This is a genomic window from Rhodococcus sp. SJ-3 (assembly GCF_051918125.1).
GTDB lineage: Bacteria > Actinomycetota > Actinomycetes > Mycobacteriales > Mycobacteriaceae > Rhodococcus.
Map to the genome: position 1 here is coordinate 4,072,163 of NZ_CM123306.1, position 26,698 is coordinate 4,098,860.

General features: G+C 64.6%; 25 protein-coding genes and 1 riboswitch. Of the genes, 17 read left to right on the plus strand and 8 right to left on the minus strand.

The window, feature by feature from the left end; translation table 11 throughout:
• Positions 1 to 19: 19 nt before the first annotated feature.
• From ACTDXD_RS19005 to ACTDXD_RS19015, 3 genes are all read left to right on the plus strand, one after another.
• A complete protein-coding gene (locus tag ACTDXD_RS19005; RefSeq protein WP_440123827.1) occupies positions 20 to 973 on the plus strand; it encodes a LysR family transcriptional regulator in 954 nt (317 codons plus the stop codon).
• Positions 974 to 1,112: 139 nt separating this feature from the next.
• A complete protein-coding gene (locus ACTDXD_RS19010; protein ID WP_440123828.1) occupies positions 1,113 to 2,450 on the plus strand; it encodes an MFS transporter in 1,338 nt (445 codons plus the stop codon).
• 3 nt (positions 2,451 to 2,453) lie between these two features.
• Positions 2,454 to 4,352 (plus strand): FAD-dependent oxidoreductase, encoded by a 1,899-nt coding sequence (locus ACTDXD_RS19015; protein WP_440123829.1) that lies wholly within the window; start codon positions 2,454 to 2,456, stop codon positions 4,350 to 4,352.
• Between the two features lie 77 nt (positions 4,353 to 4,429).
• On the opposite strand, the gene ACTDXD_RS19020 is transcribed toward ACTDXD_RS19015, so the two are convergent.
• From ACTDXD_RS19020 to ACTDXD_RS19045, 6 genes are all read right to left on the minus strand, one after another.
• The gene (locus tag ACTDXD_RS19020; RefSeq protein WP_440123830.1) at positions 4,430 to 5,263 is read right to left on the minus strand and encodes a (2Fe-2S)-binding protein; all 834 of its coding nucleotides are present in this window, start codon (positions 5,261 to 5,263) and stop codon (positions 4,430 to 4,432) included.
• A gap of 28 nt (positions 5,264 to 5,291) precedes the next feature.
• Positions 5,292 to 6,386, minus strand: a complete 1,095-nt coding sequence (locus tag ACTDXD_RS19025; protein WP_440123831.1) for an ABC transporter substrate-binding protein — start codon at positions 6,384 to 6,386, stop codon at positions 5,292 to 5,294.
• Positions 6,379 to 7,167: an ABC transporter ATP-binding protein gene (locus ACTDXD_RS19030; protein ID WP_440123832.1), complete on the minus strand. Its 789-nt coding sequence runs from the start codon at positions 7,165 to 7,167 to the stop codon at positions 6,379 to 6,381. The genes ACTDXD_RS19025 and ACTDXD_RS19030 overlap by 8 nt, the downstream gene beginning before the upstream one ends.
• 11 nt (positions 7,168 to 7,178) lie before the next feature.
• Positions 7,179 to 8,258 carry a FecCD family ABC transporter permease gene (locus ACTDXD_RS19035; RefSeq protein ID WP_440123833.1) on the minus strand — a complete coding sequence of 360 codons (1,080 nt, stop codon included), beginning with the start codon at positions 8,256 to 8,258 and terminating at the stop codon, positions 7,179 to 7,181.
• A 155-nt stretch (positions 8,259 to 8,413) separates the two neighbouring features.
• Positions 8,414 to 8,596: riboswitch (cobalamin riboswitch) on the minus strand.
• A 98-nt stretch (positions 8,597 to 8,694) separates the two neighbouring features.
• Entirely contained in the window at positions 8,695 to 9,354 is a 660-nt protein-coding gene (locus ACTDXD_RS19040) for an SDR family oxidoreductase (RefSeq protein ID WP_440123834.1), read from the minus strand.
• Positions 9,355 to 9,515: 161 nt separating this feature from the next.
• On the minus strand, positions 9,516 to 10,817 hold the full coding sequence (locus ACTDXD_RS19045) for a TetR/AcrR family transcriptional regulator (RefSeq protein WP_440123835.1): 1,302 nt from the start codon (positions 10,815 to 10,817) through the stop codon (positions 9,516 to 9,518).
• A gap of 371 nt (positions 10,818 to 11,188) precedes the next feature.
• On the opposite strand from ACTDXD_RS19045, the gene ACTDXD_RS19050 reads away from it, so the two are divergent.
• The 12 genes from ACTDXD_RS19050 (at position 11,189) to ACTDXD_RS19105 (ending at position 22,143) form a co-directional block, all read left to right on the plus strand.
• Entirely contained in the window at positions 11,189 to 11,377 is a 189-nt protein-coding gene (locus ACTDXD_RS19050) for a hypothetical protein (RefSeq protein WP_440127705.1), read from the plus strand.
• A gap of 380 nt (positions 11,378 to 11,757) precedes the next feature.
• Complete coding sequence (locus ACTDXD_RS19055) at positions 11,758 to 12,570, plus strand: MlaE family ABC transporter permease (RefSeq protein WP_169687537.1); 813 nt, start codon at positions 11,758 to 11,760, stop codon at positions 12,568 to 12,570.
• A complete protein-coding gene (locus ACTDXD_RS19060; protein WP_440123836.1) occupies positions 12,567 to 13,421 on the plus strand; it encodes an ABC transporter permease in 855 nt (284 codons plus the stop codon). Before ACTDXD_RS19055 ends, ACTDXD_RS19060 begins: the two co-directional genes overlap by 4 nt.
• Position 13,422: 1 nt before the next feature.
• Positions 13,423 to 14,697, plus strand: a complete 1,275-nt coding sequence (locus ACTDXD_RS19065) for an MCE family protein (protein ID WP_440123837.1) — start codon at positions 13,423 to 13,425, stop codon at positions 14,695 to 14,697.
• Positions 14,694 to 15,731 (plus strand): MCE family protein, encoded by a 1,038-nt coding sequence (locus tag ACTDXD_RS19070; RefSeq protein WP_440123838.1) that lies wholly within the window; start codon positions 14,694 to 14,696, stop codon positions 15,729 to 15,731. The genes ACTDXD_RS19065 and ACTDXD_RS19070 overlap by 4 nt, the downstream gene beginning before the upstream one ends.
• Positions 15,728 to 15,946: a hypothetical protein gene (locus tag ACTDXD_RS19075; protein WP_440123839.1), complete on the plus strand. Its 219-nt coding sequence runs from the start codon at positions 15,728 to 15,730 to the stop codon at positions 15,944 to 15,946. Before ACTDXD_RS19070 ends, ACTDXD_RS19075 begins: the two co-directional genes overlap by 4 nt.
• Before the next feature lie 4 nt (positions 15,947 to 15,950).
• Positions 15,951 to 17,000: an MCE family protein gene (locus tag ACTDXD_RS19080; RefSeq protein ID WP_440123840.1), complete on the plus strand. Its 1,050-nt coding sequence runs from the start codon at positions 15,951 to 15,953 to the stop codon at positions 16,998 to 17,000.
• Complete coding sequence (locus tag ACTDXD_RS19085; protein WP_440123841.1) at positions 16,991 to 18,127, plus strand: MCE family protein; 1,137 nt, start codon at positions 16,991 to 16,993, stop codon at positions 18,125 to 18,127. The genes ACTDXD_RS19080 and ACTDXD_RS19085 overlap by 10 nt, the downstream gene beginning before the upstream one ends.
• Positions 18,124 to 19,203 (plus strand): MCE family protein, encoded by a 1,080-nt coding sequence (locus ACTDXD_RS19090; protein WP_440123842.1) that lies wholly within the window; start codon positions 18,124 to 18,126, stop codon positions 19,201 to 19,203. Before ACTDXD_RS19085 ends, ACTDXD_RS19090 begins: the two co-directional genes overlap by 4 nt.
• The gene (locus ACTDXD_RS19095) at positions 19,200 to 20,420 is read left to right on the plus strand and encodes an MCE family protein (RefSeq protein ID WP_440123843.1); all 1,221 of its coding nucleotides are present in this window, start codon (positions 19,200 to 19,202) and stop codon (positions 20,418 to 20,420) included. The genes ACTDXD_RS19090 and ACTDXD_RS19095 overlap by 4 nt, the downstream gene beginning before the upstream one ends.
• A gap of 54 nt (positions 20,421 to 20,474) precedes the next feature.
• Complete coding sequence (locus ACTDXD_RS19100; RefSeq protein WP_440123844.1) at positions 20,475 to 21,383, plus strand: oxygenase MpaB family protein; 909 nt, start codon at positions 20,475 to 20,477, stop codon at positions 21,381 to 21,383.
• 34 nt (positions 21,384 to 21,417) lie between these two features.
• The gene (locus ACTDXD_RS19105; RefSeq protein ID WP_440123845.1) at positions 21,418 to 22,143 is read left to right on the plus strand and encodes an oxygenase MpaB family protein; all 726 of its coding nucleotides are present in this window, start codon (positions 21,418 to 21,420) and stop codon (positions 22,141 to 22,143) included.
• An 18-nt stretch (positions 22,144 to 22,161) separates the two neighbouring features.
• Here ACTDXD_RS19105 and ACTDXD_RS19110 read toward each other — a convergent pair whose 3' ends face one another.
• Together ACTDXD_RS19110 and ACTDXD_RS19115 are read right to left on the minus strand one after the other, a co-directional pair.
• A complete protein-coding gene (locus ACTDXD_RS19110; RefSeq protein ID WP_440123846.1) occupies positions 22,162 to 23,358 on the minus strand; it encodes an FAD-dependent monooxygenase in 1,197 nt (398 codons plus the stop codon).
• Between the two features lie 37 nt (positions 23,359 to 23,395).
• Complete coding sequence (locus ACTDXD_RS19115; protein ID WP_440123847.1) at positions 23,396 to 24,652, minus strand: MFS transporter; 1,257 nt, start codon at positions 24,650 to 24,652, stop codon at positions 23,396 to 23,398.
• Between the two features lie 48 nt (positions 24,653 to 24,700).
• Here ACTDXD_RS19115 and ACTDXD_RS19120 point away from each other — a divergent pair, with 48 nt between their 5' ends.
• Complete coding sequence (locus ACTDXD_RS19120) at positions 24,701 to 25,570, plus strand: IclR family transcriptional regulator (protein WP_440123848.1); 870 nt, start codon at positions 24,701 to 24,703, stop codon at positions 25,568 to 25,570.
• A 57-nt stretch (positions 25,571 to 25,627) separates the two neighbouring features.
• Positions 25,628 to 26,698 (plus strand): cupin domain-containing protein, encoded by a 1,071-nt coding sequence (locus ACTDXD_RS19125; RefSeq protein ID WP_440123849.1) that lies wholly within the window; start codon positions 25,628 to 25,630, stop codon positions 26,696 to 26,698.

The window sequence follows — 26,698 nt, forward strand, 5'->3', positions numbered from 1 at the left end:
TCGATCTAACGTGGGGCGTATGGCCCGTTCCGAGGATGTGCCCGCCTACACGATCCGCCAGCTGGCGGCGTTCGTTGCCGTCGCCGATTGGGGGACCATCACCGCAGCTGCGGACGCGCTCCGCATGTCGCATTCGGCGGTGTCCGCCGCCGTCAACGATCTCGAACGAGCACTCGACGTCAAGTTGCTCGTACGTCAGCGAGCGCGCGGAGTGCGTCTCACTCCGACCGGGCACGCAGTTCTCGAGCGAGCCAAGATGGTGTTGCATTTCGCCGCGGAACTCGAGAACGACGCCCATTCCGAGGCGGGTTCCGTAGCGGGACCGGTCGCGGTCGGCTGCTATCCGTCACTCGGGCCTACGCTGCTGCCGTCGTTGATCACCGGATTCACCGAGGCTCACCCGAGAGCGCGTGTCGACTTCCGGGAAGACACACAGAACCGGCTGCGGGCGCAGCTCGACTCGCGTGACCTCGACGTGGCCTTCATGTACGACCTCGACCTCGAGCCCGGGCTGGAGTCCGTCGTCCTCGACTCCAGGGAGCCGATGTTGCTGCTGCCCGCCGACCACCCGGCGGCGCTGTCGGGATCTCCGGTGCGGCTGACGGATCTCGCTCACGAACCGATGGTGATGCTCGACGCGCCGCCGAGTTCGGGGCACGCGGTGAGTGTGTGCGCTGAGGCAGGTTTCTCGCCGGTGGTCGCCTACCGGACTCAGAACTACGAGACGTGCCGCGCCTTCGTGGGCCGGGGACTGGGGTGGTCGCTGTTGCTTCAGCGTCCCTCCTTGGACGTGACCTACGAGGGCCTTCCGATCGCGGTGCGGCCGTTCGCGGAGCCCAAGCCGGCGAGCGTCGACGTCGTCCTCACGTGGCGAAAAGATGCGCTGCCCAGTCGTGTGGCGCAAACTTTTGTTCACTTCGTGGTCACTGCCCGTCAGGGAGGCAACCGCCATGAACTGGGAAAATCTCTCTAATGACGGTTTTTCGGGGATAGATCCCCGACTTTATCCGCTTTTCAAATGAATGTGACCGCCCTCATGATGGCTGTACCGCGTCCGAACGCTCGTTAATCGGATCCGTTCCAGTTCACCTCGCCGAAGGGCACCCGTACTCATGACCGTTCTTGACTCGACGCCTCAGACGTCGGCAAAAGCGGCGCGCAAAGCCGCGCTCGGCAGCTTCGTCGGCACCGCCATCGAGTGGTACGACTTCTTCATCTACGGCACCGCAGCGGCGCTCGTGCTCGGACATCAGTTCTTCCCGGGTTCCTCGGACGTCGCAGGCACACTCGCAGCCTTCGCGACGCTCGCCGTCGGCTTCATCGCGCGCCCGATCGGCGGCGTGGTGATGGGACACTTCGGCGACAAGATCGGTCGCAAGTCGATGCTCGTCACGTCGCTACTCCTCATGGGCTTCGCGACAGTCGCCATCGGCCTGCTGCCGAACTACGACGCCATCGGGGTTGCCGCCCCCATCCTTCTCGTGACCCTGCGGTTCATCCAGGGGCTCGGGGTGGGCGGCGAGTGGGGTGGCGCCGTCCTCGTCGCGACAGAGAACGCGCCCGCAGGCAAGCGTGGACTGTACGGTGCGGCACCTCAGCTGGGGGTGCCCGCGGGTGTGCTGATCGCGAACCTCGTCTACCTGCCGCTCACCATGTTCCTGAGCGAAGACGCCTTCAACTCGTGGGGCTGGCGCGTGCCGTTCCTCATGTCGGCCGTCCTCGTCATCGTCGCCATGTGGATCCGTCTCGGGCTCGAGGAGAGCGCAGAGTTCAAAGCGACCAAAGAAGCGCCCGCCGAAGTCGACGAGAAGATGCCGATCCTCGAGGTGCTCACCAAGCACTGGAAGACGGTGCTGCTGGCCGGTGGCACATTCATCGCCACGAACGGCATCGCGTACGCCTACATGGTCTATGTCCTCAAGTACGGAGAAACCGAACTCGGATACAGCAAGACCGCGATGCTGGCACTGCTCATCGCCTCGTGCCCGTTCTGGATGGCAGGCATGGCCTACAGCGCCTGGCGTTCCGACCTCGTCGGCCGCCGCACGATCTACATCAAGGCATCGGCCGCGCTCGTCGTCGCAGCAGCCCTGTTCTTCCCGCTGATGGACACCGCGATCCTGCCGGTGATGTTGCTGTCCATGATCGCACTGGGTTTCACCCTCGGCTGCTGCGCCGGACCCCAGTCAGCGCTGTTCGCGGAACTGTTCCCCGCCAAGATCCGCTACAGCGGTGCGTCCCTCGGCTACCAGGTCGGTGCCATCCTCGGCGGCGGTCTCGCCCCCATGATCGCAACCTCGCTGTTCGCAGCGACCGGTACCTCGATCTCCATCACCGGCTACTTCGTGCTGATCGCCCTGGTCAGCCTCATGAGCATCCTGCTCCTGCGTGTGCCTTCAGCAGGCACGAGCACCGAGCAGTCACAGTCCCCCTCGCAGGAAGGTGTCTGAACCGTGTCGACCTACTACCAGCCTCCCAAGTACCCCGCGTCGACGTTCGAGTCGATGACTCCGTCCGACGAGACGCTCCCCGTCGTCGTCGTGGGTGCCGGACCGGTCGGCATGGCCACCGCTCTGGGGCTCGCGCAGCGCGGCATCCCGGTCACCGTCATCGAGGCCGCCGACCAGGTGTCGTTCGGTAGCCGCGCGATCTGCATCTCCCGTCACAGCCTCGAAGCCGCTGCGCGTCTCGGCTTCGGTGCCGAACTCGACAAGATCGTGCTCCCGTGGGCCGGTGGCCGTAGCTTCTACCGCGACCAGCAGGTCCTGCACTTCCAGATGCCGCAGCGCGACTTCGACGTGCGTCCGCCCATGATCAACGTCTCCCAGTCGGAGTTCGAACAGATCATGGTCGACACCATCGAGCAGAATCCGCTCGTCACCCTGTACTGGCAGGCATCGATTGCGGGCATTCTTCGCGGTGATGATGAAGTCACCCTCGAAGTCGACACCGCCGACGGCAAGCGCCACCTGCGCGCCCAGTACGTCGTCGCGGCCGACGGCGGTCGCAGCCGCATGCGTGAACTCGCAGGCCTGCGCCTGCAGGGCACCAGCTACGAAGGCCGCTACGTCATCGCCGACATCCACTGGGAGTCGGCTCTGCCCGCCGAGCGCATGGTGTGGTTCGACCCGCCGAGCAACCCGGGTTCGACGATCATCATGCACAAGCAACCCGGCGACATCTGGCGCATCGACTACCAGCTCGACCCGTCCGAGGACGCCGAGATCGAGACCCAGGAAGACGCCATCCGGGCTCGCATCGCCAAGCACCTCGACTGGCTGCAGAACGACCTGCCGTGGACCCTCGAGTGGAAGGGCTTCTACAGTGCCCGCGCGCTCGCCCTCGACGAGTTCGCCCACGACCGGATCCTGTTCGCCGGGGACGCGGCGCATCTCGTTCCGATCTTCGGTGTGCGTGGCCTGAACTCCGGCATGGAGGACGCCGAGACCCTCGCATGGCAGCTCGCGGCCGTGATCCACGGCAATGCCGACGCCGCCCTGCTTCAGGCGTACTCGTCCGAGCGCCACAACGCGTGGGAGCAGAACGTTGCCAACGCAGGCAAGTCCACCCTCATCATGAGCCCGGGCAGCCACGGATACCGCACCACGCGCGACGCAGTCCTCGCGCTTGCAGTCGGTCGCCCCGAGTTCGGTCACCTGATCAATCCGCGTCAGTCCAGTGCCACCCACGCGCGACTGTCGCCGCTGACGTGGTCGGTGGCTCCGGGGACCGACGGTGTGCTGCCGGGTGATCCGGTCGAAGACCGCCGCGTGCGTATCGGCGGGGCCGACACCTCACTCAACGTCGCTCGCGGCACCGGTTTCGCGGTGCTCGGCTTCGGGCTCGACGAGGCGGGCAGCGCCGCGCTCGCCGCGGCCACGGCCGAGCTCGCAACAGCGCTGTCGCCCGAGAGCGTCCGCGCACTCGCAGTCGGCAGTGCCGAGGTGGACGGTGTGACCGTACTCGACGCCGCCGACCTCGCCGACGCGCTCGGCGCGAAGGCCGGCGACACTTTCGTGATCCGTCCCGACGGTCTTCTGCTGTGCCGCGTGCCTGTTGCAGGGCTGTCGGGTATCGCAGACGCGTTGCGCTCCGGTGCCGCTCCATCCGGCGACGCGTTGCCTGCCCGTCCGGCCGAGCAGGTCACCGAAGACGAGCAGCGTCGTGAGAACGTGTGGCTGGGGCTGTCGACTGCGCTCGACCAGGTCGACGAGAGCGATCGTGAAGGTTTCCTCACGCGTCTCGCCCTGATGCTCGGTTCGCAGGTCGACCACCGGCAGTTCGAGGAGGCCATTGCGGCTGCCTCGGACACCTCCCCGGTGCGGGTCGAGGAGCTTGTTCAGCAGGCCTGACGCCCGCTGCGATATGGCCGAACGTCACCTTCGTTCAGTTGGATTGGATGAAGGTGACGTTCGGCCGTTCCGGGCTCTTACCGGTCCGCTCGCCGAGCACGCTCGACGAGTCGTTCGAGCCGGAGGTCGGGGTGCTGACGAGGACATGTCGAGCACTTCACTCCGTGCGGGCCGTTGTACAGCAGACAACACGACACTCTGTGCACGAAAGTGTGCGGTGAGGACGAGGTATCCGCCATCACGGTCTGGAACCGTGGGTCCGGCAATCGAGGTCCCGGGAGCTGGTCCGAGATCCTCTGCACCATGGCGCGCGCGGCGTCCATCGCGTCGTTCGTCCGGCCCGTGGCCGAGCCTGCCCACAGGAACCGGGTCGCGAGGGAGTCGACTGCGACAGCCCAGAGTCGCCGCTCGCCTTTACCGCAGCGGCTCGCCATGAATTCGATTCCGGCGCCCAATGACTCGATCAGGGCGGCTTCCGGAGAAGTGGTGAGGACGCGAGTCGACCGCGCGCCCACCAGTCGTCCGTACATCTTCCGATTCGGTGAGAACGTGTCGTCCGATGTCGAGATCCCGCCTACCGCGACGAAGTCGGCGTCGCGCCCGGTCAGGGCCCGGCGGTGCAGGACCACATCCTGCATCGCCGGACTCAGGGCCGTGCCGGTCACGAACAGACTCGCGATCGTCGGGAGAACCAGTGAATTGCTGATCGCACGCCACAGCACCGTCCCCACGATCAACGGATCGTCGACCTGCCAGCGGTCGGCACGCAACTGCATCTCGTCCCCGATCCATTCCGGGTCGAGGACCGCCGACGCAGGGATCTCCTGAGACCCGGCATCCAGCATCAGGGGAGAATGCGCGCTCGCCGGGAGTGCGCTGATCAGCTCGGCCAGTACCGAGTCCGCGTTCACGTGTGGACCTTTCATCGTTCGCCGCCGGTCACTTCAACGCGCTGAGGTCCATGCGCGGCTCGATTCCACTCCGAGGCAGTAGGTTTGCCTCTTCCAATGCGATCCGCAGTTGCTCCGCGGTATCCATCATCAGTGCACCGCTGCGACCCATGTCGGTCGGCAGATTCAGAATGCGTCCCTGTGTCACCGCGTCCAACGAACGGGTTGCGGGATTCTCGGTGAGCAGAGCCAGTTTCGCTTCGAAAGCTCCGCTACCGTCGCCGGTGTCAGTGAGAACGATGAAGTCCGGGTCCGCGGCAGTCACGGACTCCCAGGACACCTTCGGACTCTTCTCGTCGACGTGGTCGAACGCATTACGAGCACCCGTCACGTCGATGATCGAGGTGAAGAGGTGCGGATTACCGGCGCTCGACACCCCTTCGTTCGATACCGAGGTGACGTACATGACGGTCGGAGCACCGTCCGCTCGTGGCGCCGACTCCATCTCCTCGCGGCGCTGCTGCAACTCGTCGATCTTCACGGCGGCGATATCGTCGTGGCCGACGATGCTCCCGATGTTCGACAGATCGGCGTACGCCTCGTCCCACGGCGACAGCGCGTCGAGCGAACCGGGCAGGCAGGTCGGGGTGACGGTGTACGCGGGAATGCCGAAATCGTCGTTCAGGCGTTCGGGCGTGATGTTCTTCTCCACGCTGAAACCCCATCCGTGGCCGGCCATCACCACGTCCGGTTTCTGGGCCTGGATGGTTTCGAGGTTGAAGGATTCTTCCGAGACGACCGGCAAGGCGTCGATACGCGCTGTGCCGTACATACCGCGAAGTTGGTCGAGCCGTGTGTTACGGATACCGCTGATCGCGGTGATCCGGTCGTCGGCCTCGAGGGCAAGCAGATTCAGGAGGATCTGACTGTCGTTGGCGTAGATCGCCTGTGCCGGCGAGGGGAAGGTGATCTGCTCTCCGCAGTTCTCGACGGTGACGTGACCGTCCGACGCAACCTCCTGCTGTTCGTCTGCGCTGCTGCAGCCGGCCAGCGTCATGGCTGCGGTGAGGAGGCCGACGGCCAGCGAGACCGGAGTCCTCGAACGAGGCAGGGTCTTCGAACGGGATGGGACGTACTCAGGCATGGTTCTCCGTGTGTGATCGGATCCGGGGCGAGTCGGTACCGAGCACCAGGTGCTGCCGTCCGGTCGCAGGATCGGTGAGTTGTGTTGCAGGAACGCCGAAGGCACGAGTGATCGTTGCTGGGGACAAGGCCTCGGATGCGTCGCCGTAGGTCGCGAGAGCGCCGTCGTGGAGGACGGCGACCCGATCGAAGTACGCCGCCGCGAGCGCGAGGTCGTGCATTGCGGCCACCACCGTGCAGCCGAGGCCGCGCAGTGTGTCGAGGAGGTGTATCTGATGGCGGATATCGAGATGGTTGGTCGGTTCGTCCAGGATCAGCAGGGACGATTCCTGAGCCAATCCACGAGCCAGCATGGCGCGGCGCCGTTCACCGCCCGAGAGTTGATCGCACCGGCGATCGACTGCGTGTGCCAATTCGACGGTGGTCAGTGCGCGCAGTGTGACCTCCCGATCGGATTCTTCTCCCAGGGACCAGGGTGGCCGATGGGGGATGCGGCCCATGGCGACCATCTCACCGAGCAAGAGGTCCTGAGGGGGTGTTTCCTCCTGACCGACATAGGCAATCGCTCGTGCCCGAGCACGTGGCGGAAGCGAATAGAGATCTCGGCCGTCGAGGGTGACGGTTCCCTCCGCGGGGGCGCGCAGGCCTGCGAGGGTTCGAAGCAATGTCGATTTACCGCTCCCGTTGATTCCCACCAGCGCCACCATGGAGCCGGCGGGGAAGTCGAGATCGATGCCGGACAGAATGTCCGATCCGGCGATCCGGCAGCGAACATTGCGCATCCGAATATGCATCAGTCACCGTCCGAAAAACTGTAGTGGCGGCGCCCCAGCAGGAAGAGGAACACCGGTGCCCCCACGAGACCGGTCATCACACCCAGGGGGAGTTCCTCCGGACTGAGCAGGACCCGAGCAGCGATGTCGATCCAGAGCAGGAACAGTGCGCCACCGAGTGCGGCCACAGGAAGCACCACCCGATGGCGTGCGCCCACCACGATCCTGGCGAGGTGCGGCATGATCAGGCCGACGAATCCGATTCCTCCGGACACCGAGACCAGCACGCCGACAAGAATCGACGACAAAGCGAAGAGTCCCAGTCGGAGCCCCCGCACCGGCACACCGAGTGCTCTGGCCACGTCCGGTCCGCTTGCCAGCGCGTCGAGCCATGAATGGAGTGCGAACAGGATCGCGGCAGACGCAACCACGACGAGCAGGGCAGGGAGAATCTGCACCCACATCGCACCCGCCACGCTTCCGAGGGTCCAGTGCAGGACCGACCGAACGGCATCGCGGTCATCACTGAGGAAGACCAGGAAGCTGGAGACGGACGAGAACGCCGAGGCCATGACCACGCCGGTGAGAATGAGACGGAGTGGGGTCAGGCCCCCCTGTGCAATGGAGATGCCGAAGACCGCGGCTCCGGCGACCATGGCGCCGATCAGGGCGCCCAACGACAATGCCCACACACCGATAGTGGTCAGGACACCGAACATGATGACGAGAGTGGCCCCGACGCCGGCACCGGCGGAGATACCCAGAAGATAGGGATCGGCCAGCGGATTTCGCACCAGGGTCTGCATTGCGGCCCCGGCCATGGCCAGGCCTGCACCGACGATGAGCGCCATCAGGATGCGGGGAGCACGAAGTTCCCAGATGATCGTGTCGTACACCGGGTCGGGGCCGACCCCACCGGTGAAATGTGCTCGCACCACGTCCCATGTGGCGGACAGCGGCACCGGCTCGGACCCGAAGGTCAGCGACATGAATCCGCTGAGGACGATCGCGAGGGCGAGGACGACCAGGAGCGGGATCGCCGGAATTCGTGTGTGCTGCGGTGGCGTGGTGCGCTGAGGTGACTTCGCGACCTCGAGCAACTCAGCACCCCGACGGTGCGGACTCCGTGACCTGTCGTGGGGTCGGTAGGTCGCTTCGTGCGGAGGCGTGAACACGAATGGGGAGGGCGGTGCCATCGGTCTGGGCGCGCATCGATCGTTCTCTCGTATCAGGGGCCCAATCGCGAGGCCCACGTGTGTGATTCGGTGAGCCAGCAGGTCTTCGGACTCAGGGTCGTTCCGACAGGGCGCCTTCCCGGACCGATTCCGGTCCAGTGGCACGTGCCCTGTCGGTCGCCTTCACCGCTGCGCGACAGTTCCGGAGTTGCACCGGATTCCCTTGCATTTCTGATGCACGTACTGCATCAGGGCTGCGTCTGACTCGTGGAGAACGTAACACAGGCGTAACAATGGCCGTGGGTCCGGACCCGCTGTGCGAGATCCGGGGTCCACGGCGTCGATCTACCGGTGACGACCGTCAGCGGAGTGCGTCGAGCGCCTCCGCGATCGGTGTGTCGCCGTTGTTGAACTCGATCATGCGACCGGCGGTCTCGGGACGCTCGAGCACTGCAGCGATCACGGCGGCGACATCGGCGCGCGAGACCTGCCCCTTGTCTCTCGCACCCTGACCCTCGATCTCGATCCGTCCGGTCGGGGGATCCAGGGTGAGGGCGCTCGGCCCGAGAATGGTCCACTCGAGATCGGTGCCGCGCAGGTGTGTATCGGCGGCGGCCTTCGCCTCTGCGTACGGATGGAAACTGTTGTCCTCGGGCACACCGTGGTCGGGTCTCGCCCCGAAGTACGACACCATCACGTACCGCCGCACGCCTGCCTCCTGCGCGGCTGTCATCGATGCGATCGCGGCATCACGGTCCACGGCGTACGTGCGGGCGGGGTTGCCGCCGCCCGCACCCGCCGACCACACCACCGCATCGTGGCCCTGCAGCAGGTCGGACAGCGCCGCGATGTCGAGTTGCTCGACGTCGGCCACCACCGGCGTGCCTCCTGCGGCGCGTACGTCGTCGGCGTGGTCGGGGTTGCGAATGAACGCACTGGTCTCGTGGCCGGAGTCGGCGAGTAACCGCTCGAGGTGCAGCGCGACCTTGCCGTGTCCGCCGAAGAGTGCGATGCGTGCCATGTCGAGTGCTCCTTGTGTCCGGGGATCGGGTGCGTCTCCCAGCATGCCTTCCTTCCGATATCCGCGCGCGAAGAAGGCACGCACACTCGGTCGACGCCTGGGGCCTGCCTCTTCTGTTCGCGCGCGGAGTTGCCGGAGTGGCCGGACACGGCAGGCGATCGCTACCTGGACGGCGTGTGCGCAGACAGTGACCCGGCGGCACTCGACTTCGGCATACGCGGATTGTGTTCGGAGGATGCAGGCTGTTCGGGCGTGGAGCCGAGCAGTACCGACATCATCACCGCATGGATCCGCGGCGCCTGTTGCCGCACGGCGTTGGGACCGAGGAACACACCCAGATCGGGAACGAGGTTGAGCGCTGCGTACAGAAGGAAGCGTGATTCGACGCTCGAGAGTTCGGGGCGTACCTCGTTGAGGAGGGTGGCCCATTGTTCGACGTCGAGTCGCTGGCGCATACGTAGATCTGCCCGCGGTCCGGGAGGCACATTGATCAGCTCCGCAAAGTACACGGACATCAACTCCCGCTGCGAGATGCAGAGCTCGATATACACCGTGGCAAGTGCTTCGAGGCCGTCTCGTGGGCTCGAGGTCCGCTGAAGTGCCGACTCGATCGAGGTCTCGAGCCGGTCGATCGCACGGTAGAAAGCGGCTGCGAGGATATCGGCCTTCGATGGGAAGTATCGGTAGACGCCCGACGCGGGCAGGCCTACGGTCGAGGCGATCTCCTCCACTCCGATTTCCGCGTACCCCTCCCGATGGAAGAGTTCGATCGCCGATTGCAGAAGATCCTCGCGCATGTTGTTCACCGACGACGGGTGGCGCGCAGCGGTGGGTATCGACGAAATGGGTTCTTCCGAAGAGAGATCCGACCGGGACAGTGCCACACATGCATCGACGAGGATGTGCTCGATGCGGCGCGGAGCCAGGGTGAGGCTGTGCGCAGTGATACTGCCGATTGCGCTGAGCATCGCGGCAACGAGCACGAACGTGTCCGTGCTGGAAATATCCGGGCGGATGAGGCTCACACATTCCCCGATCCTGCGGTTGACCTCCCATGCGCGCCGACGGATGGGAGAGCGATCCTCCGGTCGTAGGTACCGGCGTTCCCAGCGGTAGATACCTGCGGTGCGCCGGTTGGCGATCGTGGTGCCGATGATGGCGCAGAGATGCGCGCGGAGCTCGTCCGTAGCCGATTCGGCGTGGCCCGTCGGTGAGCTCTCGAGAGCGGACTCCAGGGCGTCCAGGAGTATGAGAGCAGAGTTGAGGAAGAGTGCGTACTTCCCCGGAAAGTGGCGGTACAGAGCGGATTTGGTGATTCCGACCTCGTCGGCGATGTCTTCGACACTCACGCCGTGGTAGCCACGTTCGCTGAAGGCGATCGCGGCCGCAGTGGCGATCTGGTCTCGCCGGTTCTTCGGCCGCGATCTGCGCTCGGCCTGAGGGGAGGGAGTCTTGCCGACCACGCGCACCTACTTCTGTTGCTCGGGCTGCCCTGGCTGCGATGCGGCGGGCATCTCTCTTCGGGCGAGCATACGCTGCTTGCAGCGGCGAACCATCATGCACATGTGAACCGTTGTTTGCTGTCATATGTGTGCAGAAACGCGAGACGGGCAGCATAATCCTAGTTCAGGGCGGGGTTGTGGTTCTCGTGTCCGATGGATAGCTCTTCGGAATGACCGTTCACAAAACTCTATCGTTTCGAATGCGGCGGTGATACCGTCCCCGGCGAGCACCCTGCGTCGAGGTGCTTTCCGCGATCCGGATCCGTTGTCCCTACTGATTGCTGGAGGCCCGTCCGGTGTTCGACACTGCACGCAGGGTTCTGTCCTACGAGATGTCCGTGGCCGAATTCATCGGTCTGGTCGTTCTGATCGCCATTCCGTACGGATTGATCGGAGTGATCTGGACTCTCACCCACACCTCGCACCTTGCGGACATGGAAGGTGTCGATCTGGTGATCTCGTTCCTGGGCTCGATCGTGTGCTGGCCTGTTCTGACGTTCTCCGACGTGTGCATGACGTGAACGGCGAACTCGCCGCACGCTGAAGGGTATGGCGGCTCGTGTTCTGTACGACTGTTCTCCTGTGGCATCCGATCGCCTCTCGCGATCGTTGTGGCATGTGCGAGTGATGGGCGGCGGGCAATAGTAGAACAGACTGGCACCAAGCATGTTTCGTCGGCCGTCCCCACCGGGGCATGCCGAGACGCAGGGCGTGGAAGGCGCGCTCTATAACCTAGAATGAGTGTTCACTTGAACCTTGTCGGTCGGAGACTTGTGTGCCACACTTCACTGCAAATCGAAGACTGTTTCCGGTGGTGTTGCCGATGTGCTCGGTTACCGGATGGGGGTGATCCGCGTGTGCGGAGAACGGTTGTGGGGTGCGAAATGAAGGGATTCAGTAGATGACCTACGAGCTGCCGGCATCGCGCGGTCCGGTTCGCGACGTCGCGACCGAGGGTGGTTTCCTGATCGGGTTCGCCGTGCAGTCGCTGGTCGTCCTGATGGTTGCCATCATCCGACGACGACTGTCGCTGCACGAAACCGTCACGCAGACCCTGTTCATCGGACGGGTGTGCACCGGACCGTCTCTGCTGCTGATGATTCCGGTCGGCGTATTCATCGCCGTGTCGGTCGGCGAACTCGCCGGACGGATCGGGGCCGGTGGTTACTCGGGCGCGGTCGTCGCTTTCATCATCGTCGGCCAGGCATCGGCGCTCGTGTGTGCACTCATGCTTGCGGGTGTCGCCGGATCGGCGATCTGCACAGATCTCGGGTCACGCAAGATCCGCGAAGAGATCGACGCGATGGAAGTAATGGGACTCGACGTCCTCGAACGTCTTGTGGCGCCGCGACTCGTCGGTGCCGTCGTAGTGTCTCTCGCGCTGTGTTCGATGGTCACTCTCGGTGGTGTCGCCGCATGCTGGCTGTATCACATCTATGTGCAGCACCTACCCGCCGGAACATTCATGGCGACATTCTCGGAATACGGACGACCAGCTGATTTCGTTATGGCACTGGTGAAATCAGCGGTCTTCGGTTTGCTCTCCGCCCTCGTGGCGACGTTCAAGGGACTGCACACGAAAGGCGGCCCGCGCGGCGTCGCTGACGCGGTGAACGAGGCGGTCGTGATCGCGTTCGCACTCGTGTTCATCGTCAACACCGCGCTGTCTGCCCTGTACACGGTCATCGTTCCAGCTGTCGGTGAGTTCGCATGACACTTGCAACACGTGAACCGATCGCGGGTGCGACACGGGCGGTGGGGCGTGTCGGCGACAACCTCGCGACACTCGGAATGCATGTCTCGTTCTACTTCCGTACCATCGCTTCGATTCCATATGCTCTCAGCAAGTTTCGGAAGCATGTTTTTGCTCAGATCAGTGAGGTGAGCTTCGGAACCCAGTCGTTGCTGTCGGGCGGCGGAACGATCGGCATCGTCTTCGCCATGTCGCTCGCCGCGGCGATGATGCTGGGGGTGGAGACCCAACGCGGTCTCGAGCTCGTCGGGATGACCACGATGTCCGGGATGCTCTCGGCCGTCGCGAACACTCGCGAGCTCGCCCCCGTAGTCGTCGCGATCGCACTGTCGGCGAAGGTCGGTGTCGGTTTCACCGCACAGATCGGCGCCATGCGCATCTCCGACGAGATCGACGCGCTGGATTCCATGGCCATCCGGTCGATTCCGTTCCTCGCCGCGACCCGCGTGCTTGCCGCGATGGTGTGCGTCATCCCGATCTACATGATCGGCCTTCTCGCCAGTTACCTGTCCACCCGCCTCGTCGTGGTGTATTTCAACGGGGCCTCGGCAGGGACCTACGACTACTTCTTCCACCTGGTTCTCACGCCGCAGGATCTCCTGTACTCGGGTATCAAGGCGATGGTGTTCGCTGTGGTCGTCAGCCTCGTGCACTGCGCCTACGGGTACTACGCGTCCGGAGGGCCCGCAGGTGTGGGCGCAGCGGCAGGCCGTGCGCTGCGCACCGCGATCCTGTCGATCGGTGTGCTCGACGTGCTGCTCACGTTCGCGCTGTGGGGTCTGGTTCCCGAAGTTCCCGGAATGGGGGTGTGACATGGATCGGCCCACCTCACGTCAGAGAACGAGATACATTGCCTACGGCGCGCTGAGTCTCTGCCTTGCGATGGGTGTCGCGGCAGGCATGGTGCTCCGCGGCACAGGAACCTTCGAGAGCACCGACGACGTCTTCGTCGAGGTCCCCGCCGCTGCCGGGCTCGTCAACGGGGGAGCGCCCGTGCGGTATCACGGCGTCGAAGTCGGACGGATCGCCTCCGTGGAGGCCGGCTCGACCGAGTCCCAGGTGCGCCTGGCCATCGACTCGGCTGCTGCGAAGCTCGTGCCGTCGGCGGTTCTCGCCCGCGTCGTGCCCCGCACCTTCTTCGGCGACATCTACGTCGAACTCGTCGACCCGGAAGGCGACGCGACCATCACCGCAGGCGGCACGCTCGGGGAGGTCGATACCATCGTCGTCGACTCCGGACCGGAAGCCGTCGCAATGTACGACGTGTTCACGAAGATGGCCGGTGTCCTCGACGACATGCGTCCGGATCAGCTCTCGGTCGCACTGAGTGCGTTGAGCAGCGCGCTCGACGGACACGGTGAAACCATCGGGCGCACGATCGACAGATTTGCCGCCGTCAGCGACACGATGGCTCCTGCTGCCGCCGACTTCCTCGATGCGACACCACAGTTCGTCGAGGTCATGCGGTCGTTGTCGGTCGCCACCCCGGACATCGTCGGAATGGTCGCATCGGCTGCCGAGGTGTCCGGCGCCATCGTCGAGAGCCGCGATCGGCTGGCCGACACCTTCGATGCCGCGACCCTGCTCGCAGCGTCGGTCGACGGATTCACCGGCGAGCGCCGTGATTCGATGATCACGGTCACCAACTCGGTCGGCACGATCCTCGCCACGACGGCAGCCAACCCGAGCGGCCTGTACAGCACGCTGGAGAACGCCGAACTGTTCGGCAACGCCGGAGCGCGGGTTTTCTCGACCGGACGATTCAACATCACCGCCGTACCGTCGTTCGCCGACCCACTGCCGTACACGTCGGCGGATTGCCCGAGCTACGGGTCCATGACCGGACGCGAATGCAACAGTCCCGGCAACAGCACCTACAGTACGCCCACGCGGATCGTCGGCACTGAATCGACGAAGATCGTCGGCGGCCCAGGCGAAGCCGAGGCATTGAAGCTTCTCGAGGATGCATTGGGTACTGCCGGAGTGGCCCTGCCCGACCCCCTCGGCGAGGTCGCCGAAGCCCTGAATCCCGCGACCTCGTTCATTCTCGGACCGCTCGTCCGTGGCAACGAGGTGCAGATCCCGTGAAACTCACTCGTTCCCAAGTGCTGTCGCTCGCAGGCTACTGTGTGGTCGGTGCGGTCTGCGGAACACTGGTGTTCAACACGCTGGCCGAGCCGGTCCGCGGATCTTCCGATCACTACATTCTCGAGTTCACCGACGTGGAAGGCCTAGGCGTCGGCAATCCTGTCACGCTGTCCGGCGTGCGGGTCGGCCGGGTCGATGCGATCGACGTCGCCGACGCCGACGGCGGCGGTGCGATGGCACGCGTGACCGTCGAGATCGAAGGCGATCAGATACTCACCAGCGGCGTTCGCGCGACAGTGCGCTACGGCGACATGCTTGGTGCCCGGTACGTGGCCATCACGATGCCCGAACCGTACGTCGACGCACCCGCAGTGTCCGACGTGCTCGCCCCTGGCGCGGTGGTTCCGGTCTCGCAGACCACGCCACCGGTCGACCTGACCGCGTTGATGAACGGGTTCCGGCCGCTGTTCGACTCCCTGCCGCCCGACGAGGTCAACGTCCTCGCACGCAACCTCACCGACACGTTCAACGGACGCAGCGACGCCGTCGCGCAGTTCCTCGACCGGGTGGCGGTCCTCACCGGAAGTCTCGGAGATCGCGAAGACATCCTCGGTGAGGTCGTCGTGAACATGACACGGCTGCTCGGAACGCTCGACAACCGCTCCGGTGAGCTGAGCTCGCTCGTCGACGGACTGTCCGTGCTCGGTGATTCCGTCGTCGGTGACGGCGCCCGGCTCGCCGAGTTCCTCGACAGCGGCAGCGCCACAGTCGACGAGCTCGCCGACATCATGGTGCAGTCCGATGGTGCGTTCACCCGATCCCTCGCGAGCCTCGGTGCTGTCACCGACACCTGGATCGCGAACACACCCGAGTTCGAGCGCATGCTGACGAACCTCCCGAACTTCGCGCACCAGATCAACCGCACCGGGCAGTACGGCAGCTTCGTGAGCCTCTACCTGTGCAACTTCACTCTGAAAGCAGGCGACGCAGAAGTGAACATCTTCGGTCCGACCCATTCGCCGGTGTGCCGATGATCCCTCTGACACGACTCATCGACCTCGTCGTCCGCGGTACCCGATCGCTCGGCGGTCACAACGGACGGATCATGCAGAGCATCGCCTTGGTGTTCGTCGTCGTCGTGCTCGGCGCCGGTATCGGCATCGTCGCGATCGGCGTCGCGCACATCGACGACCTCGTGAACGTCCTCGTGGCGAACTCCGAGGAGACGGCCGCGGGGGAGGTGCGCTGAAGCGATGTTCCTCGTCAAACTCATCGACATTTTCGTCGGCGCGCTCGAATTCCTCTTCGGATTCGGTCGAAGGCAGAACACCACGCACATGCCGCTCGTACTCGGCACGATCGGCATCGTCGTGCTCATCGTCGGCCTCACCGCGGCGATCAGCATCCCTCGCTTCTGGTATCAGGCCCGAACCGAGCCTTTCACAGCGGAATTCGCGAACGCAGCAGGGCTTGCTGCCGGTGATCCCGTCTATGTCGCAGGCGTCCCCGCCGGGCGGGTCGAGAACATCGTCCTCACCGGTCGTCACGTCGACGTCGAGTTCAGGCTCGACGACAACCGCACGGTCGGCAACACATCGACTGCGTCGGTCCGGCTCGAAACCGTGCTCGGCAAGCGGTACCTCGATGTCCGGCCCAGCGGTGTCGACGACGGCGGCAACACGATCCCGATCGATCGAACCACCGTCCCCTACTCGCTCGACGAAGTCGGAGCGGGTGCGCAGCGAGTCTCCCAAGAACTCGACCTCGACGCGATGGAACAGATGATGACCACGTTGTCGCAGGTCATGCCGTCCGACAGCGGCGAGATCGAACGAACCCTCACGGGCATCAGTGCCGCGTCGTCAGCGTTCGGACGGCACAGCGGCCAGTTCGATCAACTGCTCGAGATGTCACGTCGGCTGTCGGAGATGGCAGTCGCTCAACAGGATTCGGTAGTCGAAACCGCAGTGGACGCACGCACACTCGTGCAGACCATGGCGGTCCGTAAGGAGGCGCTCACCGGGCTCGCGAACAACCTGCGTGCTGTCATCACGACGCTGTCGCAGACGTTCACGGAGAACCGGGAAGAAGCCGACCGTCTCGTCGCCAACCTGACGGCCGTCACGGCCACCTTGCAGCGCAACTCCGAGAACATCGCCTCTCTCATGACACAGTTGCCACCGGCGTTGCGCACCGTCACAGATGCCACCGGCAACGGCACGTGGGCCGACGTCACCACCCCCGCAGCGGTCCTGCCCGACAATCTTCTGTGCGCGATCGGAGTGATGCAGGAATGCCGGTGATACAGGAAATGCCGGGGAGCGAGCAGCCCGGCACGACAAGGCCGTCGGGTAGAAAGAAGATCATCTCGCTCGTGGTGGTTGCGCTTCTGCTGATCGCTGCACCCATCTGGTACATCTTCGGCCGTACCGACCGGGTCACCACGGTGCACGCCGATTTCGAGTACGTCAACGGCATCTACGCCGGCAGCAAGGTTGCAGTGCTCGGTGTCGCCGTCGGAACCGTCACCGGCATCGAACCGCAGGGTACGTCGGTGCGGGTGACGATGACCGTCCCCGAAGAGGTGACACTGCCTGCCGACGTCTCCGCATACGTGATGAGCCCCGCGATCATCAGTGAGCGCTATATCGAACTCGGGCCTGCGTTCTCCGATGGACCGGAACTGCCCGACGGATCGACCATCCCGGTCGAGCGCACCCATTCGCCCATCGACATCGATGGGATGCTCGGCAGTCTCTCGACCCTCGTCGACTTCATGGGACCGGACGGCGGCGACGTCGGCTCGGTGCTCGCGAGCAGCGCCGAGACGTGGGGCGGCCAGGGGGAGGCGTTCAACAATGCCATCCGCGACCTCAGCGCAGCCACCGGAGTCATCGGCGGAACCTCCGAGGGCTTCTCGGTACTCGTCGACAACCTCTCGACGCTCATCGAGGCGATGGATGCGCGTCAGGTATCGCTCGATTCCATGGTCGACGACATGTCCGCTCTCTCCACCGTATGGCAGGATGCGGATCTCGACATCACCGTGCCGCTCGAACAACTGCAGACCGTGTTCGCCGAACTCGACAGTTTCGTGATACAGCACCAGGAGAGCTTCGGAGCGATCTCGACGAACCTCGAAGGACTCGGCTACGCCCTGACCGACAACAAAGCAGGACTCGCGGAGTTCATGGACCTCGTCCCGCTGATGATGCAGAACCTGGAGAACACCGTCGGCCCCGACGGGCGCAGCCGCATCCGGTTGAACGTGTCGACGAACCTGACATCCTTCGAGACCGCCGGTCCGCTGTGTGCGCAACACCCGCTGCCGCTGTGCACGGGCGCCGGGTTCACCAACCCCATCTCATTTCCCATCAGCGCGTCCGATCCGCTCGGGATCGTTACGGCCATCACCGGAGGGAACCCGTGACCCCGACGTCTCTCGTCCCCTCCAAGCAGCGCATGAGTCTCGTCGCGCTCGCTGTGGCTGTCGCAAGCACGGCTGTTGTGTCCGGCTGCGGCTACGGCATCCAGGATCTCCCGGTCGGGCGGTCCGCCGGTGCCGGCGCATTCGACGTGGACGTGCACCTGTCGAGCGCCGACGGCATCGTCCTCGGCGCGGACGTCCGATACGGCCAGCAGATCGTCGGCCGGGTGGCAGCCCTGAACACTGCGACAACCGGCGCGACCCTTCAGGTCTCGCTGCAACGCGAACTCGAGGTACCGAGCAATGTTCTGGTCTCGGTGGAGATTCCGTCGGCTCTCGGCAGCCCGTACCTGAGGCTCGTCACACCTGCTGATGCCGCGACGGACCGATTGTCCGACGGCGATGTGATCACCGTCGACAACACCGATCTGGGTCCGCGTGTGGAGACGATGCTCGCGTCACTCGGCAATGTTGTCAGCGGCAGCGGAATGGACCAACTTGCGACGGTCGTCGACGAACTGAACATCGCATTCACGGGGCGATCCGATCAGGTGCAGTCGCTCGCCGACACCGCCACCGACCTCATGACCCGCGCGATCGACAAACAGACAGCGTTCGACGAGGCGATGGTCCTGGCCGCCGACGTCACCCGGACCATGGCGGACGAGGAGCAGACGATGGACACCTACCTCGCGAATACCGCGGGCGCGGTGGAGGTGCTCGTCTCACAACGCGATTCGATCTCCGCGCTCCTCGAATCGACGACGCGTCTGGCCGGCAACATGCAGGCACTGACCGATGCCGTACCGCAGGGCACCGCCGGATTCCTGACCGACGCAGAGACGGTTGCGTCCACCCTTGCCGCGTTCAACGACCGGATGGGCGGCACTCTCACCGCCATGAACGCGTTCATGGACACGTTCGGTAAGTCGGTGCGCGGTGACTACCTCGTGTTCGACGGAGCTCTCGAGATCCCGGAGAGTATCGATACGGTTCTGACCGGCGGGACCTTCACCGGTACGCCGCCCGGCCCGTCACCGACGTCGTTGCAGGATCTCCTCGGAGGAGGACACCGATGAAGAAGATCGTCCTCGTCCAGCTCGTCCTGTTCGCGTTGGCTGCGGTCATCGTCGTCCCGTACGGCGTCTACTACATCGTCGGCCCCCGCGGTATCGGCGATCCGATGACCCTGTCCGCCGACGTGGACGATGCGCTCGGTGTGTCGGAAGGCACCGTCGTTACTTACCGCGGTGTACAGGTGGGTGCAGTGTCGGCAGTGAACGTCGAACCGCAGAGCGGGGGTGCCAGGCTCGAGTTCGAACTCGAATCCGGCACCGAGATCCCGGTCGACTCGATCGCGAAGATCACCCAAGGGACGCTCGCAGGCATGCTCAACGTCGATATCTTCCCGCGCGTCGACCGTGGCCCGTATCTCGTGGACGGTGACTCGATCGAGATGCCTGCGGAGGAGCAGCCCGTGCAGATCGCTGAAACCCTCGCGAGCACGGCGTCGCTACTCGATACCTTCGAGCCAGGCACCGTTTCGACGATCGGAACCGAGCTCGGTGCGGCCTTCCAAGGGCTCGGCCCGGATCTGGCACGGCTGATCACTGACGCCGACGATCTGTCGGGTCGGCTCGAAAGCCAGGCTGCCGACCTGACCGAACTGCTCAGTCGCACAGCTGGTCTGACGACCGCCATGGCGGGAAATTCGGATCGATTCGTCGACGGTGTAGCGGCGGCCCGCACAATCGCCGACACCTTGTACAACAACGAGGATCGGATCACCGAAATGATGACGACCACTCCGGATGCCATGCGGCGAGCCGACGGTGTGCTTGCCGCCAACGAGATGTCCTTCGCGGCAGTGCTTTCGAACCTCGTCGACGTGGCACCGGTCATCTCCGAAAGATCAGCGGCGTTACAGACCGGCCTCGTCTCGATTCCCGCAGGACTGGCCGCACTCGAATCCATCGTGCACGGCGACCGAGCGGACTTCGCGCTCATCGCAACTCAGGGTCCGGTGTGTGCCTATGACACCCCTCGCCGACACCTCGGCGACGAATCGCCGGTGACCCCCGACCTCACGCACTACTGCCCGCCGGGTCAGGACCACGGCCAGCGCGGCGCGCAGAACGCGCCGCGACCGAATGATCTCGGCGTGGCGAACCGGACATCTCCCGGCACGCTCATCGGTCCTCCGGTCGTCGCCGATCCGATTCTCATTCCGGCAGGAGAAGAGCTGGCGACCTTCTGGCGGATGCTGCTTCAGGGGATTGGCAGTGGAGGGAACTGACCAGTAGGAACGCCGCCCGGCGCTACCGTACGACAGGACGACCAGGAGGGTCACATGCCCGCGCATTACCTCGACGACACCGTGGAATCCGAACCCGTGCTCACCTCGGCTCGTACCCGAATCAAGATCACCAGCGGTCCGAATCGATGGAGCCGCAAGAAGCACGTCCTGTCCGACGCCATCGACTTCTGGTCATTCGCCGGTGCAGCCGCAAACGTCATCATGCAGCTGGGCTGGCCCGAAGTCGCTTACGGCGTGATGGAGAGCAAAGTGCCGAGCGGCGCCCTCGTGCATCATCCGTGGAAGCGTGCGCGCACCACGACGCAATATCTGGCGGTCGCCATCCTCGGAACCGATGAGGAGCGCATGGCGTTCCGGGAAGCCGTCAACGGAGCCCACCGACAGGTGCGTTCCGACGAGAACAGCCCCGTGAAATACAACGCGTTCAACCGCGAACTCCAGATGTGGGTCGCGGCCTGCCTCTACGTCGGCATCGAAGACAGCTACCAGCTGCTGCACGGAACCTTGGACGAGATCCAGATCGAGGACTTCTATGCGACCGCGTCGAAGCTCGGCGCCACGCTGCAGGTCACCGAAGAGATGTGGCCGACGACTCGGGCCGACTTCGAGGTGTACTGGAATCGAGGGTGTGAACGCGTGGTTTTCGACGAAGCCTCCAAGAAGTTCATCGATGACCTCGTCGGCCTGAAGATGATCAACCTGCCGATGCGGTTGATGTTCAGGAATCTGTTGAAGTTCCTGACGATCGGAACTCTGCCGCCGTACTTCCGCGACCAGCTCGGCTACGAATGGAGCGAGGCGGACCGTCGTCGATTCGAGCACCTGTTTGTATTCGTCTCGTTCGTCAACCGCTTCATTCCGAAGTTCATCCGGCACGGTGGCAGCCACGCGCTGATGATGGATCTGCGTCGCCGCCTGAAAACCGGCAGGAACATCATCTAGCGCACGATCACCGAAAGTCGAAGTGGTCACAGGGATGAGCGATATCGACAGGAGCGGGTTACTGCACCGCTATCTCGCCGACAAGCGGTTCCTGCTCGCGTTGCCGCGAGCAGTGGGACTGCAGATGCTGCACCCGGCACTCGCGGCGGGCATGGAGCATTCACGCACTCCGCGACGGTTGTGGTTGCACAAGCGACACACAGTTCCGATCTTCATCCGGATGGCCTACGACGACACCGATATGTCGCTGATCATCAAGCGTGGACACGAGCGCATCAAAGGTGTCGACGGTCTGGGTCATCGATATCACAGTCTGAATCCGGACTTGTTCCAGTTCCAGCACGCGACGTACGTCGAGACGCTCGTGACGATGATCGACACGTTCGTGCGGCCGTTGACGGACGAGGACCGAGAGAACGTGTACCGGGATTGTTGCGGGTGGTTCCGCCGATATGGGATCAGTGACACGGGTCTGCCTGGTACGTGGGCCGAGTTCACCGGATGGTTCGACGACACCTGCAGTGCGCAGCTGCGCCGTACCGACGCCGGTGACTTCTTCCATGATCAAGTGGTGCGCCCGAGCGATTGGGTGCAACGACGGGTGCCGACGTGTGTGGTGCGCGCGTTGATGCACCCCATTGCGCAGGAGATGTGGGGTGTGGAGGTCCGTGCGTCCGATCGACGGGCGCTAGTACGTTATGTACTGCGCCGCAAGGCGATTGCTATGTTTTCATCCCCGCCGGATCCGCTGCGGGTCTGACGGGGACGACCCGGGCGGTCAGCGTGCGCGGTCGGAGCTGTAGCCCCACAGCCAATCGGTGTACTTGTAGCTCGACGTGTCGCGGATGCGGAACAGCTCGTTGCGTGCTTCACGGCCCGCGCCGTCGAGATGCCAGAGATCGCCCCACATACGGCCGACGGTGAGGATGCGGTTGCACCGCGGAGCGCGTTCGGCGTTGACGTCGCGCAGAATCTGGGGCCAGTTCTTCGTGTCGCCGCGAAGATCCTCGGCGGCGTAGTCGGCCAGGCACCGGGCGTCCTCGAGGGCCATGACGGCTCCGGAAGCGAGGTACTGCAGCGGCGGGTGGGCGGCGTCGCCGAGCAGGAGCATGCGGCCGTCGACCCAGTTGTCGACCGGGTCGCGGTCGAACATCGGCCACCAGCGGTCGGTCCACAGGTACTTCAGGGCTTCCTGCACCGATTCGTGGCAATGGTCGTAGGCGTGTGCCAACTCTTCCGGGCTGCCCCACTTCTCCTCACCGCGCAGGAACGCGGGGGACTGGAAGACAGCCACCTGGTTGAGCATCTCGCCGCCTCGCAGTGGGTACTGGATGAAGTGGCAGCGCGGACCGATGTAGCCGACGACGTCCTCGATCTCCTCCTCGAGCGGAACCGCGTTCATCGGAAAGGTGCCGCGGAACGCGACGTAGCCGGATCCGACGGGCTTGTCGTCGTGCAGTTTCGGTCGCAGGCGTGAGTGCAGTCCGTCCATGCCGAGCGCGACGTCGCCGACGTGCTCGGAGCCGTCCTCGAGGATGACGCGCACGGTGTCGCCTTCGGTGATGACGTCTTGCACGGCCGAACTGACGCGAAGATCGGCGCCGGCCTTGCGGGCCGCCTCGACGAGCACCGAATGCAGGTCGGAGCGGTGAACAACGAAGTACACGCCACCGTAGTGCTGCTGGTAGTCGTGCCCGAGGTTGACCTTGGTGAGGATCTCGGAGGTGACGGCGTCACGGAAGACCAGGTTCTTGGGCAGTACACCCTTGGAGATCACTTCGTCGTAGACGCCGAGTGATTGGAGGATGCGGCTGCCATGCGGACCGATCTGAAGGCCTGCGCCGACCTCGCCGAATTCTGGTGCGCGCTCGAACAGCGTGACCTGAGCGCCCTTCTGGGCGAGTGCCAGGGCATTGGCGACACCGCCGATGCCGCCGCCGGCGATGAGTACCCGTGCATCCTTCAGATCTGACATGAGGCGAGGCTCCTTAGGTGTTCGAGAGTAGGTCGGGTCAGTGGGCCATGATCGGACCGCGAGGCGCGTCATGACTGGTGGGGAACTTCCTCCAGATGACCGCCAGCAGGAGCGACGAGATCAGTGCGCTGATACCGAACAGGACGAAGTTCGAGTGGGCGCCGAGTCCGGCAGCCAGTAGCCAGCCGCCTACCTGCGGCGCCGCGACCGCGCCGATTCGCCCGACACCGAGCGCCCAGCCGAGAGCGGTGCCGCGGAGATGGTCCGGGTAGTACGACGCCACTGCAGCGATGATGAGTGCCTGGGTGCCGTGTGTGCCGACGCCGGCAAGAACGAAGATCAGGTAGACCACGGCGACAGGCGGGTCGAGCAACAGGGCAAGCAAGGACACGCCGGCGATGGCCGCGGCGATGACGCTGGTCGGCACCGATCCGTATCGCACGCCACCCCAGGCGGTGATGAACGAGCCGGCGACCGCACCCAGATTCAAGGCGAGTGCGAAGGTCAGGGCGCTGCCGAGGTCGGTGCCCTCGCCCTGCATGAGCTTCGGCAGCCAGGTGCCGAGTCCGTACCAGGCGAGGAGGGTGACGATCGTGACGGCAGCGAACATGATGCTGATGAGGCGGAACTGTGGGCCGAGTAGCGCCTTGAATCCGCTGGCTCCGGCCTTCGTGTCGACCTTCATCGTGGTGCTCGGGAGGGTCTTGAGGGCAAGCGGCACAAGCACGACGAGCGGGATGAGAGCGAACAGGAACATCGGTCGCCAACCCCAGTTCGGGATGACGGGAATGCCGACGAGGGCGGCGATACTGCCTCCGATGGGTACGCCCGACATCATCATGGTCGCGACGGCTGCACGCCACTTGTTCGGGACGAGTTCGGCTGCAAGCGCATTGGATGTCGGGACGAGTCCGCCGAGGCCGATTCCTGCGATCAGGCGGAAGATGCCGAAGACGGCAGGACCGGGCGCGACCGCGCATAGTGCGGTGAAGACCGACAGCACGACGACGCATCCGATGACCGCTTGCTTGCGTCCGATCGCGTCGGACAGCCGTCCGGCGAGGACCGCGCCGATCATCATGCCGACGAACGCGAGGCTCCCGAGGGTGCCCGCAGTCGAGGAGCTGATGCCCCACTCGTCCTGCAGGCTCGAAATGACGTTGCCGTAGACGATGAGGTCGTATCCGTCGAAGACGACGAACAGCCAGCACACGATCACGGCGATGACGTTGCCGCGGGGGAGGACTATGCGGCCGTCGCCGGTCGAGGAGACGACGTCGTTGGGCTGGTGCATTTTTCCACCTTGGGAGTGCGTTGCGCCGCCATGCAATAGAGTTCTGCTATGCAGAAAAAGCCGGGCAGGATCGAGCGGCCTACATATGCCTTGGAGTCGGTCGACAATGCGCTTCGCCTACTCCAGATGCTGCGTGATGTGGGTGCTCTGCGATTGAAGGAAGCCGCTGAGGAACTCGGGACGGCACCGTCGACCGCGCATCGACTACTCGCCATGCTGGTATACCGCGGGTTCGCAGTGCAGGACGAGAAGCGGGTCTACCACCCCGGACCGGCGATGGGCGTGGGGCCGGCGCGGCAGGGCTGGACCCGCGAACTCACCGAACTGTCCCGGCCGCACATGGAGGCGCTGGCGTCGCTGGCGGGGGAGACGATCAACCTCGTCATCAGGATCGGGTCGCAGGCGCGGTTCCTGTGGACCGCGGAGACCGAATCGATCCTGCGGGTGGGTGATCGGCAAGGCCAGGTCCTTCCGGCCGAGCTCACAGCGGGTGGACGCATACTCCTGGCCGAGCAGCCACGCGCGGTTCTGGAGCAGTTGTACCTGCGGCCGGCCGACGAGCCCCGGATCGATCAGGGACCTTCGCCGGACGCCACCGATCGGAGGATGGCGGTCGGGGAGTTCGAGGTATTCGTCCACGAGCTCGAGGCTGCGCGGAAAGTGGGGTTCGCGGTGAACGTTGAACACACAGAGGAAGGGGTCGCTGCACTCGGTGTGGCGATCCGCAACGGCAGGGGTAACGCGATTGCGGCGCTCACTGCCGCAGTGCCCGTCACCCGCTACCGGGCGCATCTGCGCGGGCAGCTGGTCAACCAGATGCACGCTGCCGTCCGCGGCGTCCAGGTGGACGTCGCGAGTATCGAACCGACCGACGCAGGGAGTTCTGCACAGAAGAAATCAGTTCCGTTCGACGAGTGACCGGACATACGTTGGACGGCAAGCCGGGCATGTGCTGCACGTTTGACGAGGAGACCGATGACCGCCACCGAACCCATGGACCCCGAACTCACAAAGCTCTACGACGACTTCGCCACCGAGAACCTGAACCCTCTGTGGACGCAGCTCGGCGACCTCATGCCGATGGTGCCGACGTCCAAGGCGGTGCCGTTCGTGTGGAAGTGGTCGACGCTGTACCCGCTCGCGCAGCGCGCAGGTGATCTCGTGCCGGTCGGTCGTGGTGGCGAGCGCCGCGCAATCGCGCTGGCCAACCCCGGCCTCGGTGGCGTCCCGTACGTCACCCCTACCCTGTGGGCGGCGATCCAGTACCTCGGCCCGAAGGAGACGGCTCCCGAACACCGGCACTCCCAGAACGCCTTCCGCTTCGTAGTGGAGGGCGAGGGCGTGTGGACCGTCGTCAACGGCGATCCGGTCGCGATGCGCCGCGGCGACTTCCTGCTCACACCGGGCTGGAACTTCCACGGCCACCACAACGAGACCGACCAGCCGATGGCATGGATCGACGGTTTGGACATCCCGTTCGTTCATTACACGGATACCGGGTTCTTCGAATTCGGTTCGGACGGGGTGACCGACGAGGGCACCCCGGATATTTCCCGGTCCGAGCGCCTCTGGGTGCATCCGGGGCTGCGTCCCCTCGTGGGCCTGGACAAGAAGACCAGCTCACCGATCGCGTGCTACCGATGGGTCCATACCGACCGCGCGCTGAACGAGCAGCTCGCGCTCGAGGATGAGGGCTACGCCGCGACGCCGGAGCCGGGACACGCAGCGATTCGCTATACCAACCCCACCACCGGCGGCGACGTCATGCCGACGATCCGAGCCGAGTTCCATCGTCTCCGGGCCGGAGCACACACCCGTCAGCGTCGCGATGTCGGCTCGGTCGTGTTCCAGGTCTTCGAAGGACAGGGCCGTTTCCATCTCGGCGATACCGACCACGACGTTGCCAAGGGCGACATGATCGTGGTGCCGTCCTGGACGGAATGGTCTCTCGAGACCGACGACGGCGTCGACCTGTTCGCGTTCTCGGACGCACCTATCGTGGAACGACTTCATTTCAACCGAACCATCATCTCCGAAGGAGCCTGA

What these genes read in the sequence shown, in the direction of transcription:
- ACTDXD_RS19060 (WP_440123836.1), top strand. Translation starts at nt 12,567, where the DNA reads ATGACACTTGCAACACGTGAACCGATCGCGGGTGCGACACGGGCGGTG.
- ACTDXD_RS19110 (WP_440123846.1), bottom strand. Translation starts at nt 23,358, where the DNA reads ATGTCAGATCTGAAGGATGCACGGGTACTCATCGCCGGCGGCGGCATC.
- ACTDXD_RS19050 (WP_440127705.1), top strand. Translation starts at nt 11,189, where the DNA reads ATGTCCGTGGCCGAATTCATCGGTCTGGTCGTTCTGATCGCCATTCCG.
- ACTDXD_RS19040 (WP_440123834.1), bottom strand. Translation starts at nt 9,354, where the DNA reads ATGGCACGCATCGCACTCTTCGGCGGACACGGCAAGGTCGCGCTGCAC.
- ACTDXD_RS19105 (WP_440123845.1), top strand. Translation starts at nt 21,418, where the DNA reads ATGAGCGATATCGACAGGAGCGGGTTACTGCACCGCTATCTCGCCGAC.
- ACTDXD_RS19125 (WP_440123849.1), top strand. Translation starts at nt 25,628, where the DNA reads ATGACCGCCACCGAACCCATGGACCCCGAACTCACAAAGCTCTACGAC.
- ACTDXD_RS19075 (WP_440123839.1), top strand. Translation starts at nt 15,728, where the DNA reads ATGATCCCTCTGACACGACTCATCGACCTCGTCGTCCGCGGTACCCGA.
- ACTDXD_RS19115 (WP_440123847.1), bottom strand. Translation starts at nt 24,652, where the DNA reads ATGCACCAGCCCAACGACGTCGTCTCCTCGACCGGCGACGGCCGCATA.
- ACTDXD_RS19100 (WP_440123844.1), top strand. Translation starts at nt 20,475, where the DNA reads ATGCCCGCGCATTACCTCGACGACACCGTGGAATCCGAACCCGTGCTC.
- ACTDXD_RS19065 (WP_440123837.1), top strand. Translation starts at nt 13,423, where the DNA reads ATGGATCGGCCCACCTCACGTCAGAGAACGAGATACATTGCCTACGGC.
- ACTDXD_RS19120 (WP_440123848.1), top strand. Translation starts at nt 24,701, where the DNA reads ATGCAGAAAAAGCCGGGCAGGATCGAGCGGCCTACATATGCCTTGGAG.
- ACTDXD_RS19095 (WP_440123843.1), top strand. Translation starts at nt 19,200, where the DNA reads ATGAAGAAGATCGTCCTCGTCCAGCTCGTCCTGTTCGCGTTGGCTGCG.
- ACTDXD_RS19005 (WP_440123827.1), top strand. Translation starts at nt 20, where the DNA reads ATGGCCCGTTCCGAGGATGTGCCCGCCTACACGATCCGCCAGCTGGCG.
- ACTDXD_RS19010 (WP_440123828.1), top strand. Translation starts at nt 1,113, where the DNA reads ATGACCGTTCTTGACTCGACGCCTCAGACGTCGGCAAAAGCGGCGCGC.
- ACTDXD_RS19030 (WP_440123832.1), bottom strand. Translation starts at nt 7,167, where the DNA reads ATGCGCAATGTTCGCTGCCGGATCGCCGGATCGGACATTCTGTCCGGC.
- ACTDXD_RS19025 (WP_440123831.1), bottom strand. Translation starts at nt 6,386, where the DNA reads ATGCCTGAGTACGTCCCATCCCGTTCGAAGACCCTGCCTCGTTCGAGG.
- ACTDXD_RS19055 (WP_169687537.1), top strand. Translation starts at nt 11,758, where the DNA reads ATGACCTACGAGCTGCCGGCATCGCGCGGTCCGGTTCGCGACGTCGCG.
- ACTDXD_RS19080 (WP_440123840.1), top strand. Translation starts at nt 15,951, where the DNA reads ATGTTCCTCGTCAAACTCATCGACATTTTCGTCGGCGCGCTCGAATTC.
- ACTDXD_RS19085 (WP_440123841.1), top strand. Translation starts at nt 16,991, where the DNA reads ATGCCGGTGATACAGGAAATGCCGGGGAGCGAGCAGCCCGGCACGACA.